This window comes from Pseudonocardia sediminis (assembly GCF_004217185.1).
Lineage (GTDB): Bacteria > Actinomycetota > Actinomycetes > Mycobacteriales > Pseudonocardiaceae > Pseudonocardia > Pseudonocardia sediminis.
This window is the reverse complement of sequence record NZ_SHKL01000001.1, coordinates 4,229,398-4,241,254: the sequence shown is the minus strand read 5'-3', so window position 1 is coordinate 4,241,254 and position 11,857 is coordinate 4,229,398. Positions and strand designations below refer to the sequence as shown.

Genomic DNA, 11,857 nt, shown 5'->3' with positions numbered 1-11,857 from the left:
TGTCCGGCGGTGACGACGCTCCCTACCGTCCCTGGAACCCGAACCACCACCTCCAGGGGAGTCGCCAGCGATGCTGACCGCCGAGCAGAACGACGAGCTGACCCAGGTCGAGCCGGGCACCCGGATGGGGCAGGTGCTCCGCCGCTACTGGTACCCGGTGGCGTTCACCCGCGAGCTGGAGGAGTTCCCGGTCAAGCGGGTCGAGCTCCTCGGCGAGTTCTTCGCGCTGTGGCGGTCCCCGCGCGGGCGGTACGGGATCATCCCGGAGCCGTGCCCGCACCGGAAGGCGTCGATGGCCTACGGCGTCGTCGAGGACGACGGCCTGCGCTGCCCGTACCACGGCTGGAAGTTCGACACCGACGGCGCGTGCACCGAGCAGCCCGCCGAGAAGGAGAACACCAACTTCCAGAACCGCGTCCGTGCCGACGCCGGGCGCGTCGAGGAGATGGGCGGCCTCGTGTGGGCCTACGTCGGGCCCGATCCGGCGCCGGAGCTGCCGCGTTTCGACACCTACGTGATGGACGGGTTCCGCGACATCGGCTGGGCCGACCTGCCGTGCAACTACGTGCAGATCATGGAGAACGCGGTCGACCCGCACCACGTGGAGTTCCTGCACGGGCGATACTTCGAGTTCATCGGCCGCCACGAGGGCTTCACCGCGCCCGCGTCGTTCGGCAAGCAGCACCAGCGGATCGGCTTCGACGCCTTCGAGTGGGGCATCATCAAGCGACGCATCCTGGCCGGGGCCAGCGAGGAGAACGACGACTGGAAGGTCGGCCACCCGCTGGTGTTCCCCTACAACATGCGGGTCGGTGGCGGCGGCATCCACCAGATGCAGATCCGGGTCCCGATCAACCGGACCACCACCCGGTTCATGCTCTACACGGTGCACGCGCCGGAGGGCTACGAGCCTCATGCGCAGCCCACGGTCCCGGACTACGAGATCCCCGTGTTCGACGACCGGGGCCGGCACGTCGTCAACTACGTCGAGGGCCAGGACATCATGGCCTGGTGCACGCAGGGGCACATCACCGACCGCACCACCGAGCACCTGGGCCGCAGCGACATCGGCGTGGCGATGCTGCGCAAGATGTTCCGCGAGCAGATGGACCGCGTCGAGCGTGGCGAGGACCCGCTGGGCACGATCCGCGAGTCCCACGAGCGGATCGACCTGCCGTGCGAGAAGGACAAGTTCCACGCCGGTGGCGCGCAGTTCGCGCTGGACTTCTGCGACATGGGCTCGACCCGGTTCTCGCCGATGCTCGACGCCATCAAGAAGATCCACATCAGCGCGGCCGAGCAGGTGGGCAAGGACAAGGCCGCCGGGCGCGAGCCGTTCCAGCCGGTCGGCGGGATCGGAGAGGCGACCCTGGAGCCGGGGACACAGGCGCAGGTCGACTCCGGTCCGAAGGCATGAGCGCGGGCCCGGCGCCGTGGGAACCCGACGTCGTCGACCGCCGGTTCACCGCCGACGCCGAGGCGCACCGTCGCGACGCCCCGCGGTTCTGCTCGCGCTGCGCCGCGGAGCTGGGCCTGGCCACCGAGTTCTGGGAGGGCGACGACCGCCGCTTCTACTGCTGGTGCGCCGGCTGCGGCTGGACGGGTGAGGTCACGACGACCGGCGGCACCGCGATCGGCCACGAGCCGGAGCACTGAGCCCCACCCCGCGCCTGCGGGCTCCGAGGGCCCGAACGAGCGGGGCATCCGTTGCGTCCGGCGCGACGGATGCCACGCTCATCACCCCGGATCTACCGGTGAGCCGGGCGTGGACCAGGAGGTTCTCCGACGCGGAGAGGTGCCCGTAGAGCGCCGGGCCGTCGATGCTCGCGCCCACGTGGGCCAGAGCGTCACGACACCAGGGCTCCCCGAACAGGCGCACCTGCCCGGAGTCCGGCCTGCGCAGCCCCAGGAGCAGCGAGAACGTCGTGCTCTTACCGGCACCGTTGCGCCCGAGCAGGGCGTAGACGCGTCCCGGGCGGACCGTCAGGTTCAGGCCGTCGAGAACGGGTCGTGCGCCGAGGGCGACCCGGACGTCACGGCACTCGACGACGGTGCGGTCCGGATACCTGCTGGGTTCGTCCATGGGGCGCAGTGTGGAACGCGCCGCGCATGCCCCACCTCCGTCCGTGGACGGGTCCCGTCAGGCACGCTCCGACCGCGGGTGGATCAGGTGCGGGGTGCCGCGGACTGCAGGGCGGGCAGGTAGCCGCGGGCGTAGCCGACCGAGGTCGGGTGGTAGTTGCCGGACGCCGTGGGCGCGGTCGGTCCGTTGATCCACGGTTCGGCGCTGCACACGCCGTGGCCGGCGAACGCGCGCGAGACGTCGGCGTAGCGGGCGCCGAAGCGAGTCGCGGTGCTGCGCAGCGAAGCGTTCAGCGTGTCGGCGCCGCGGTTCAGGGCGGCGCGCCGGGCCGCGTTCGGCACCAGCGGGACGTCGCAGGCCGCGCCCGGGGCGAACAGCCGCGGGTAGCCCAGCACGACGATCCTCGCCTTCGGCGCCTGCAGCTTCGCCGCCCCGATGATGGCCGTCAGCCCGACCGGCACCAGGTACCTCGCGGCACGCTCGCCCCCGCGGACGGCGCGGTCACACGCCGCGTCGTCCTTCGCCGTGCTGCAGATGCCCAGGACCGGGGCGAAGCCGGTGTCGTTGCCGCCCACGGTGATCGTGACGAGGTCGGTCTGCCGGGAGACGGTGCGGACCTGCTTGATCAGCACCTGCCCGGTGGTCGCACCACTGCACGCGACGGAGACGAACGTGGCCGGGTCGTTCCGTGCGGCCCACCGCGCGGGGTAACCCTGCTCGCTGCGCCGGCAGTCCCCGCTGCGCCCGTCCGGTGCCGCGCCGACGCCGGCGGCGTAGGAGTCGCCGAGCGCCACGTAGTCGACGGGTGCGGCCGCGGCGGCCGGTTTCGCCGCCGAGGCCGCCGGGGCCAGACCTGTCAGGAGCAGCACGCAGACCAGCAGGGGGACGAGGAGTCGGCGCACCCGTCCATCACACGCCCGGGCCGGGGGAGCGGCAACCGCCGAGGGGGTCGGCTCCGGTAGCGCAGGACGTGCGCGGTGTGGGCCGAACGGGTCGTCGTCCGCGGCTCCGCGTTCCGGCTCGATGATCATGGGCCGGAACGGGCCGGAACTGTCAGCATGCTTCCTCATTGCATCACGCACGGCGTACGTAGTAACCCCGATGATCCATCCGGACGACGCGGCGAGGGTGGGGAGACCGCGACCGGAGGAGGACCCGTGACCGACGACCATCTGCTGCACGGCACCCGACGCCTCGTCGGGACCGGGCTGCTCGCCCTCGCGACTGCGGCGAGCTGGTGGGTCTGGACCGCCTGGGACCTGCGGCGCGACGTCGATCCGGTCACCGGGACCTCGACCGGGCCGTGGGAGGCCTGGCAGGTGGCGGGCGTCGTGCTGTGCCTGCTCGCCGTCGTGGTCGCCGCGGCCCGGCGGCTGCCGGCGTGGCTGGTCGTCGCGGTCGTGCCGGTGACGTTCACCGTCGCCTGGTCGCTGACCGCCGCGTCGCAGGACGACAGCGGTCTGTGGGCCGTCGGCGCCGTGCTGGTCCTGCTCGGGACGTCGGCCGGCACCGCGGTCGTCGCTGCGGTGACGGCGGCGTTCCGGCGGGCCCGGGCGGCGCCGGTGGGCTGAGGCCGGTCAGCCGTCGCCGCGGGCGTGCGCGCGCAGCCGTTCCGACCAGGACAGCGGCGCCGGCGGCCCGCCGACGTCGGCGTGCGGGACGCCGTCGACGTCGACCACCGGGTGGACGCCCAGGACGTGCTGCGGCGACGTGTCGCACTCCCCGGTGTCGAGGTCGAACCGGTACCAGTGCCACGGGCAGACCACGGTCGATCCGTCCCGCAACCAGCCCTGGTCGAGGGGACCCTTGTTGTGCGGGCACAGCGCGTCGGTGACGCGGTAGCCGTCGTCGACCTCGAACACGGCGAACGCCCGCCCGTCGTCGCTCCGCACGACGCCGGGCCCGGCGATCGGCAGGAGCACTAGCGCTCCCCGGACGCCCTGAGGTCGGCGAGGGTCTCCCCGCCGACGAACCAGTGGTCGGGCTCGCACTCGGTCAGGACGACGCGGACCGACTCCCGCTTGGCGCCGATCGAGGACTCCGCGGCGGCGGTCAGCGCCTCGCCGAGGGCCTTGAGCTGCTCGGGTGTGCGGCCCTTGGAGAGGGTCACCTGGATCAGGGGCATCTGCGTCTCCTCATCAGCGGACGGCCAGCTCGAGGGTCCCGAGCCGGTCGACGGAGGCGACGACGACGTCGCCTGCGGTCACCGGGGTGGCGGCGGTCAGCCCGCCGGACAGCACGACCTCGCCGGCGCGCAGGCCCTCGCCGTCGGCGGCGAGCTGGCGGACCAGCCACGCCACGGCCGCGGCCGGGTGCCCCAGTGACGCGGCACCGGACGCCGTCGCGACGAGCTCGCCGTTCTTCTCCAGCACCACACCGACCAGGCGCAGGTCGATCCCGGTGAGCGGGACCGGCGTGCCGACGACGAACCGTCCGGCGCTCGTGTTGTCCGCGACGACGTCGGCCATCGTGAACCTGTAGTCCGCGAACCGGGAGTCGAGCACCTCGATGCCGACGGCGACACCGGACGTCGCGGCGAGCACGTCGGTCGCGGTGACGTGCGGGCCGGACAGGTCGCGTCCCAGCACGAAGACGATCTCCGGCTCGCAGCGCGGTTGGATGAGCTTCGAGGTGTCCAGCGGCTCGCCGAGGTCGACGGCGTTCGCTCCGGCGAGGAACCCGAACACCGGGTCGCTGACGCCGACCTGCGCCTGCTTGGCCCGCGACGTCACGCCCAGCTTCCAGCCCGCCAGCGGACCGGCGGCGTCGCGCAGCTCGCGCTGCACCCGGTAGGCCGTGGGCAGGTCCAGGTCGGGGGTGTCGGCGCTGAGCTGCTCGATCGCCGTCCGGTCGGCGACGGCCTTGGTGAGGCGCGCGGCGAGCTCGGAAGTGTTCACTGGGTGTCTCCGACGCGGATCGTGACCGGCCCCAGCCGGTCGAACTCGGCCCGGAACACGTCGCCCGGGGTCATCGGGACGGCCGCGTGCAGCGCCCCGGTCATGATCAGATGCCCGGGTTCGAGTGCCACGCCGACCTCGCCGAGGGTGTTCGCCAGCCACGCGACGACGGCCACCGGGTCGCCGAGGGCGGCCGCCCCGGCGCCGGAGTCGATCAGCTCGCCGTTGCGGGTGAGCGTCATCCCGACCAGGCGCGGGTCCCAGCCGCCGAGCGGGACGACGTTGCTCGACGTCGCCATCGCCCCGTTCGAGGCCAGGTCGGCGACGGTGTCGGCGAGCTTGATCCGCCAGTCCGCGATCCGCGAGTCGACGATCTCCATCCCGGCCACCGCACCGGCGATCGCGGCACGGGCCTGCAGCAGGGTCACCCCGGGCCCGACGAGGCGCTCCCCGAGCACGAACACGATCTCGGCCTCGATCTTCGGGGCGATGAACGAGTCCAGGTCGATCGTGTCGCCGTCGCGGTAGATCGTGGAGGCGAGGACCGGGCCGTGGTCGGGGGAGTCGACGCCGACCATCGTCTGCATGGCCTTCGACGTCAGCCCGACCTTGTGCCCGACGATCGTGTCGCCGTCGGCGAGCAGGAGCTGGATCAGCTCGCGCTGCACGGCGTAGCCGTCGGCCATCCCCAGCGATGGGTCGTCGTCGGTGAACGGGGGGATCGGCACCCGTGTCCGGCGGGCGTCGTAGAGCGCCCTGGCCTTGCCGGGGGCGTCCGTCACGGGCATCGCTGCGGTCTCCTGATCGTCGGGGGTCTCGGGGGTGTCGGTCTCGGAGTTGCGGGTCGGGTTCTCGCGGAGGGCGTCGGGCCGAGGCCCTCGGTTCGGCAGGGGTCGGTGGCAGCGGGGTCAGTCGCGGCGGGCCGAGCCCACCGGTGTGGGGCCGATCCTCGCCTCGGCGGCAGGCGTCGTCACCGCGGTCGTTCCGGTCGGTGGAACGGAGGACCCGCCGGTGGGGGAGCCGGGTACGCCGAGGTGCTCGGGGGCGAAGCCGAGCCGCCGGGAGATCGCCTCGCCCGCCTCGGCGACGGCCCGGGACACGCGCCGTCGCTGCGGGGCGCCGAACCGGGCGACCGGTGCCCCGACCGACAGCGCCGCGACGACGTCGCCGCGGGCGTCGCGGACGGGCGCGGCCACCGACGCGACCCCGATCTCGCGCTCGTTGACGGCCTCGGCCCAGCCGTCGCCGCGCACCCGGGCCAGCTCCGCGGCGAGGACGTCCGGGTCGGTGACCGAGTGCGGTGTGAACCGGGCCAGCGGGCGGCGCAGGTACGCGGCCAGCGCCGGCGCGTCGAGGTGGGCCAGGAGGACCTTCCCCGAGCTCGTGCAGTGTGCCGGCACCCGTCGTCCGGTCTCGGTGAACAGGCGCAACGAATGCGCGCTCTCCAGACGGTCGACGTAGACGACCTCGTCGCCGTCGAGTACCCCGACCTGCGCGGACTCCCCGGTCTGCTCCCGCAGCTGGGCCAGCACCGGCGCGGCGGCGGCGTGCAGGTCCAGGTGCACCTTCACGGCCTCGCCGAGCTCGAACATCACGATGCCCAGCCGGTAGCCGCCGGTGCGCGGGTCCTGTTCGACGAGTCCCTCCGCGGCCAGGGTGGTCAGTAGCCGGTGCACCGCGGACTTGCCGAGCCCGAGGCGTCGCGCCATCTCGGAGACACCGATCGACTCCTCGCGGGTCAGGAACGCCTTGAGCACCCGGGCGGCGTTGCGCACGGTCGACAGCGGGGCGTCGGTCATCCGCGCCGTCCCCGACCGATGCATGATCGGAGGTCCGGTACCGATCGGCGCCACAGGTGGCCTCGATCGGTACCCGGCCGCCGATCACCGAGGGAGCCCCCTCCGGTAGCCACCCGCCGCGCGCCGGCATGATCGCCGGTTCGGTACCGATCCGGGCCACCGGTGGCCACGATCGGTACCCGTCCGCCGATCATCGCGACGATGCCGGTCACGGCGTCGCACCGGTCACGGGGCCCGTGCCGTCGGCGGTGGGTCCGGCGGGGGAGAAGTCCCGGCGCCCACCGACGGCGTCGAGCAGCGTTTTGCGGACCTCCTCCGGGTCCGGGGCCGGGGTGTCGGCCAGCGCCCCGACGGCCGCGTCGTGCGGGGAGATCGCCCGGGCCAGCAGAGCCTGGGCGCGGGGGAGACCGGCGGTGTAGGCGCCCACCAGCTCGTCGACGAGCGACTCGCGGCCGCGGACCCGGCTGCGGATCGTGTCGAAGTCGCGCACGGCGGCGGAGTGGCTGCTGGCCAGCCCGGACCCGACGTGCCCCGCATGGTGCGGCGTCAGGCCGGAGCCGGGCTGGGCGACCACGTGGTAGACGACGGCCTGCAGCCCCAGCGCCGTGCGGACCTCGCCCTGGCGCGGGCCGTCGGACTCGTCGATCAGGCCGAGACCGGGGATGACGACCGGGTCGTAGAAGCGCAGCGTCCAGTCGAGCCCCGGCAACGCCCCGGCGATCTCGACCTCCTGCCCGCGCAGCGGCCCGAGCGACTCCCGGGTGGCCAGCAGGTGCAGGTGCCGTACCCCGACGGCGGCGACGTGCAGCGTCCCCGGGGCGGAGATCAGCGGCATCGCACCGCGCGCGGCCGGCGCGAACGTGTCGGCCTGGGCGAGGTAGGCGCGGTGCAGCGACTCCACGTACACACCGACGGCCTCGCGCATCCTCTCGGGGCCGGGCGGCGCGGGGCTCTCGGGCACGACGCCCTCCGATCACGACGAGATCCGTTCCGATATGCGGAATGGCAGGTCTGGTTTCTGGAACGCTAGGCCGCCTACTGTCGAACCGTCAAGCGATCCCGGATCGGGAGCAGGTATCTGACGTGGGCATTCTCCGACTCGCGCACATCGACGTCCGGACGCCGGATCTCGATCTCGCCGCCGCCTACTACTCCGAGGTGATGGGCCTGCAGACCGTGCAGCGCTCCGCCGACACGGTGTACTTCAAGTGCTGGGACGAGGAGGACCACCACTCCCTGCGGATGCGCTACCACCCGCGGGCGGGGATGGACTCGTTCACGTTCCGGGTCGAGGCCGAGGACGACCTGCACGAGTTCGAGCGCAAGGTCGAGGCCTACGGCTGCCCGACCACCCGCGTCTCCCGCGGCGAGGCCGTCGGGCAGGGCGAGTCGATCCGGTTCGAGGTGCCCTCGGGCCAGATCATGGAGCTGGTCTGGGACATCGAGAAGACCGGCAACATCCTGGGCAAGCACAACCCGCGCCCGACGCCGCCGCCGGACCTGCCCGGCATCGCCCCGCCGCGGATGGACCACATGCTGGTCAACGCCGAGGAGGTCGCGGAGTCCGCGTCGTTCTTCCAGGAGGTCCTGGGGATGCGGATGACCGAGCAGGTGCTCGACGGCAACGGCCACCAGCTCGGCGTCTGGCTCGCCGGGCGCACGAACTCGCCGCACGACATCGCGATCGTCAACGGCCCGAACGGCGCCCTGCACCACTGGGCCTACTGGCTCGACGACTGGGACCACATCCGCAAGGCGGCCGACACGCTCGCCTACAACGGCGTCCAGATCGACCAGGGCCCGACGCGGCACGGCGTCACCCGCGGCAACACCATCTACTTCTTCGACCCGCTGGGCATCCGGAACGAGGTGTTCACCGGCGGCTACTGGGTGGACCCCGACACCGAGATCATCACCTGGACCGAGGACAACTTCGGCAAGGGCCTCTTCTACTACGAGAACGTCGTCAGCCAGCGCTTCCTGCGCATGCACACGTGAGGGTCTGCCATGTCTGATCGCATCCTTCGGCTCCAGCACGTCGAGATCCGCGTCCCCGACCTCGAGCTGTGCACCGCCTACTACACCGAGGTCCTCGGCCTGATCGAGACCGACCGCGACACCCGTGACGGCGTCGAGCGCGTGTTCCTCAAGTGCTGGGACGAGCGCGAGCACCACTCGCTGATCCTGCGCGAGGCGCCCACGCACGGACTCGACCACATGTCGTTCAAGCTCACCGACGCCTCCGACGTGAACTACTTCCAGCAGAAGCTCGAGGCCGCCGGCGTCGCGGTGAAGCGCTACGCCGCCCGCGAGCTGGGCCCGGGCTGGGGCGAGGCGATCCGGTTCGACTCGCCGTCCGGGCACCTCGTCGAGCTGACCCACGGCACCGAGCGCGTCGGGAACATGCTGCCGATGACCAACCCGCCGCCGCGGCCGCAGGACCTGGTCGGGATCGCGCCGCCGCGCCTGGACCACGTGTTCGTGATGGCCGAGGACGTCGAGGCGTTCACGCGGTTCTTCACCGAGATGCTGGAATTCCGGCTCACCGAGCAGATCCTGGCCAACGACGGCCACCAGCTCGCGACGTTCCTGGAGCACTCGCACACCCCGCACGACATCGCGGTGATCACCGGCCCGAACGGCGCGCTGCACCACTTCGCGTTCTGGATGGACGACTGGAACGGCATCCGCGACGCCGCGGACACCCTCGCCTACCACGGCGTCACGATCGACGTGGCGCCCACGCGGCACGGCGTGACCCGCGGCTACACGACCTACTTCTTCGATCCCGTCGGCAACCGCAACGAGCTGTTCACCGGCGGCTACTGGGTGGACCCGGACTTCGAGCCGATCACCTGGACCGAGGAGGAGATGGGCCGGGCGATCTTCTACTACCACCGCCAGGTCAACGAGCGCTTCTTCACGGTGCACTCGTGAGCACCACCGAGAGGCCGGACGCCCGCCGCATCGACCGGTACGAGGCGCCGAACTACCTGGCGACGTACCGGGACCGCAAGAACCGCGAGGATGCCGGCGCGCCGCCGGCGGGCCGGTTCGCCGCCGACGTCGACGCGGGGGCGTTGGAGACGGCCGACGTCCCGCCTGCCGGAGCTCCGCCCGTCGACGACGCGTCCACCCCGCTCTACCTGCGCCGCTTCCGTCAGCGCGGGGCGGCGGTGCCGGCGCAGCCGCGCGTCGAGTTCGACGGCGCGGAGTTCACCCCGGCCCTGGCCGAGGCGAGCCGGGGCAAGGAGGTCGCGGCGCCGACCAGCCGCAAGGCGAGCGAGAAGATCGTCTGCGAGATCTCGATCCTGCGCCACGGCATCACCCAGGGCTACTCCACCGACGCCGGCCTGACGCCGATGGGCGGCTGGCAGGCGCACCGCCGCGGGCACGAGCTGGCACGGCGCTGGAACCCCGGTGACCGGGTCCGGCTGGTCTGCGCGGACACCAACCGCGCCCGCCAGACCGCGCACCAGGTCTACCGCGGCGCGACCGACGGCATGGCGCTGTGGGGCGTCGACGCGCACATCACCGACCCCGAACCGATCCCGGAGCTGCGCAACTTCGGCGTCTGGACCCCGGACGGGCTGCGCGACGTCACCTCCGCCTTCCGCCAGTACCAGTCCACGATGGAGAAGCTGGAACGGATGGCGGTCGGGGACCGGCCGCGCTGGCTCGTCGAGATCGATCGGTTCTACCGGACGCAGCTGGGCGGGTCGGACCCGATCCAGGAGTGGCTGACCATCCCGATGATGTACTTCGAGCCGCCCGCGCTGTGCGTGCGCCGGTTCTGGCGGGGCTTCCACCGGCTCGTCTCCGAGATCGGTGACGACGAGCTCGCCACCGGCCGTCACCGGATCGTCGCGGCCACCCACTCCGGCCCGATGCGCGCGTTCGCGACCTGGGCGCACGGCTACGACCCGGGTGAACCCTTGAACACCGAGGAGATCCGGGTGAAGCTGCGGGAGGACCGTCGCACCGCGTTCGTGTCCTACCGCAACCGGGTGACCGAAGTGCTCGTGCCTCCACCGGACGAGTTCCCGCAGTGGGAGTCCTGAGCGGCGAGCGGTATCGGCACGGCTCCAACGGCGGAGCCGACGACAGGGACGAGGTCCACGATGACCCTCACCGGCGACGTCGACGCGGAGGTTCTGGATCCCGCACGCCTGGATGTGGAGCTGCCCGCGCTGGTCCCGCAGCCGGCTCCCGACGAGGAGGACTCGGGCGGCGGTGACGGGACGCTGCGGTCGGTCTCGATCGCGATGGCGGTGCTGGACTGCTTCGCCTCCGAGCCCGAGCTGGGTCCGACCCGGGTCGCGCAACGGCTCGGCGTCGCGAAGAGCACCGCCTGCCGGATGCTGGCCGCGCTGGCGTCGGGCGGGATGCTCGAACGCAGCCGGTCCGGGCGCTACCGCCTCGGCCTGCGGATGTTCGAGATGGGCCAGATGGCCGTGGACCGGCTGATGCTGCGCGACGTGGCGCTGCCGGTGCTCGGCGACCTGCGCGAGGTGCTGCGTGAAACCGCGCAGCTCGCCGTCCCGGTCGGGGCGGACGTGCTCTACGTCGACCGTCTCGAGTCCACCGGGGCGGGCACGATGTTCCACACCGAGATGTACCGACGCGGCGCCGGTCACTCGTCCAGCGCGGGCAAGGCGATGGCCGCGGTGAACCCGCAGATGGCGCGGGCGATCGCCGAGCGCGGGTTCGAGCGGCGGACGCCGTTCACGATCGTCGACCCGGGCCGCTACGCCCAGGTGCTGCGCCAGGTCCGTGCCGACGGCTACGCCGCCTCCCGCGACGAGCACACGATGGGGATGTCCTCGATCGCCGCACCGGTGGTGCTCACCCGCGGCGAGCAGCGGGTCGCGGTCGCGGCGATCTCCGTCGTCGGCCCGACGCCGCGGGTGCTGGGTCCGCGCAAGGTCGCGGTCGTGCAGGCCGTGCGCCGTGCCGCGGCGTCGGTCTCGGCCACCCTGGAACGCAGCCGGCAGCCCTGACCCACCAGCCCGACAGCTGTACCCCGGACGGCCGCGACGGCGGCACCACCACCGGTCGCGACGGCGGCCGAGACGCCA

At 72.6% G+C, this 11,857-nt stretch carries 15 protein-coding genes; 7 read left to right on the top strand and 8 right to left on the bottom strand.

Annotated elements, in window-relative coordinates; all coding sequences use genetic code 11:
- Positions 1-70: 70 nt before the first annotated feature.
- Positions 71-1,417: a Rieske 2Fe-2S domain-containing protein gene (locus tag EV383_RS19620; RefSeq protein WP_130291260.1), complete on the top strand. Its 1,347-nt coding sequence runs from the start codon at positions 71-73 to the stop codon at positions 1,415-1,417.
- Complete coding sequence (locus EV383_RS19615) at positions 1,414-1,656, top strand: hypothetical protein (RefSeq protein WP_130291259.1); 243 nt, start codon at positions 1,414-1,416, stop codon at positions 1,654-1,656. Before EV383_RS19620 ends, EV383_RS19615 begins: the two co-directional genes overlap by 4 nt.
- Here EV383_RS19615 and EV383_RS32690 read toward each other — a convergent pair.
- Together EV383_RS32690 and EV383_RS19605 are read right to left on the bottom strand one after the other, a co-directional pair.
- Complete coding sequence (locus tag EV383_RS32690) at positions 1,610-2,083, bottom strand: ATP-binding cassette domain-containing protein (protein WP_130291258.1); 474 nt, start codon at positions 2,081-2,083, stop codon at positions 1,610-1,612. The genes EV383_RS19615 and EV383_RS32690 overlap by 47 nt on opposite strands.
- Positions 2,084-2,166: 83 nt before the next feature.
- Positions 2,167-2,985, bottom strand: a complete 819-nt coding sequence (locus EV383_RS19605; protein ID WP_165438407.1) for an SGNH/GDSL hydrolase family protein — start codon at positions 2,983-2,985, stop codon at positions 2,167-2,169.
- A 255-nt stretch (positions 2,986-3,240) separates the two neighbouring features.
- Between EV383_RS19605 and EV383_RS19600 the strand changes: the two genes are divergently transcribed.
- Complete coding sequence (locus EV383_RS19600; protein ID WP_207223586.1) at positions 3,241-3,654, top strand: hypothetical protein; 414 nt, start codon at positions 3,241-3,243, stop codon at positions 3,652-3,654.
- A 6-nt stretch (positions 3,655-3,660) separates the two neighbouring features.
- Here EV383_RS19600 and EV383_RS19595 read toward each other — a convergent pair whose 3' ends face one another.
- The 6 genes from EV383_RS19595 to EV383_RS19570 form a co-directional block, all read right to left on the bottom strand.
- Positions 3,661-4,005, bottom strand: a complete 345-nt coding sequence (locus EV383_RS19595) for a Rieske (2Fe-2S) protein (RefSeq protein ID WP_130291256.1) — start codon at positions 4,003-4,005, stop codon at positions 3,661-3,663.
- On the bottom strand, positions 4,005-4,208 hold the full coding sequence (locus EV383_RS19590; protein ID WP_130291255.1) for a 2-hydroxymuconate tautomerase: 204 nt from the start codon (positions 4,206-4,208) through the stop codon (positions 4,005-4,007). Before EV383_RS19590 ends, EV383_RS19595 begins: the two co-directional genes overlap by 1 nt.
- A 13-nt stretch (positions 4,209-4,221) precedes the next feature.
- Positions 4,222-4,980 carry a 2-keto-4-pentenoate hydratase gene (locus EV383_RS19585; protein ID WP_130291254.1) on the bottom strand — a complete coding sequence of 253 codons (759 nt, stop codon included), beginning with the start codon at positions 4,978-4,980 and terminating at the stop codon, positions 4,222-4,224.
- Entirely contained in the window at positions 4,977-5,768 is a 792-nt protein-coding gene (locus tag EV383_RS19580) for a 2-keto-4-pentenoate hydratase (protein WP_130291253.1), read from the bottom strand. The genes EV383_RS19585 and EV383_RS19580 overlap by 4 nt, the downstream gene beginning before the upstream one ends.
- Before the next feature lie 120 nt (positions 5,769-5,888).
- A complete protein-coding gene (locus EV383_RS19575) occupies positions 5,889-6,779 on the bottom strand; it encodes an IclR family transcriptional regulator (protein WP_130291252.1) in 891 nt (296 codons plus the stop codon).
- Positions 6,780-6,987: 208 nt separating this feature from the next.
- On the bottom strand, positions 6,988-7,740 hold the full coding sequence (locus EV383_RS19570; protein ID WP_242623209.1) for a hypothetical protein: 753 nt from the start codon (positions 7,738-7,740) through the stop codon (positions 6,988-6,990).
- Between the two features lie 122 nt (positions 7,741-7,862).
- Between EV383_RS19570 and EV383_RS19565 the strand changes: the two genes are divergently transcribed.
- From EV383_RS19565 to EV383_RS19550, 4 genes are read left to right on the top strand one after another with little or no spacing between them, the layout of a single operon-like run.
- Entirely contained in the window at positions 7,863-8,777 is a 915-nt protein-coding gene (locus tag EV383_RS19565; protein ID WP_130291251.1) for a catechol 2,3-dioxygenase, read from the top strand.
- 9 nt (positions 8,778-8,786) lie between these two features.
- Positions 8,787-9,716, top strand: coding sequence for a catechol 2,3-dioxygenase (locus EV383_RS19560; RefSeq protein ID WP_130291250.1), 930 nt, complete (start codon positions 8,787-8,789; stop codon positions 9,714-9,716).
- The gene (locus tag EV383_RS19555) at positions 9,713-10,840 is read left to right on the top strand and encodes a histidine phosphatase family protein (protein WP_130291249.1); all 1,128 of its coding nucleotides are present in this window, start codon (positions 9,713-9,715) and stop codon (positions 10,838-10,840) included. The genes EV383_RS19560 and EV383_RS19555 overlap by 4 nt, the downstream gene beginning before the upstream one ends.
- A 60-nt stretch (positions 10,841-10,900) precedes the next feature.
- Positions 10,901-11,779, top strand: a complete 879-nt coding sequence (locus EV383_RS19550; RefSeq protein ID WP_130291248.1) for an IclR family transcriptional regulator — start codon at positions 10,901-10,903, stop codon at positions 11,777-11,779.
- The last annotated feature ends 78 nt before the right edge of the window (positions 11,780-11,857 follow it).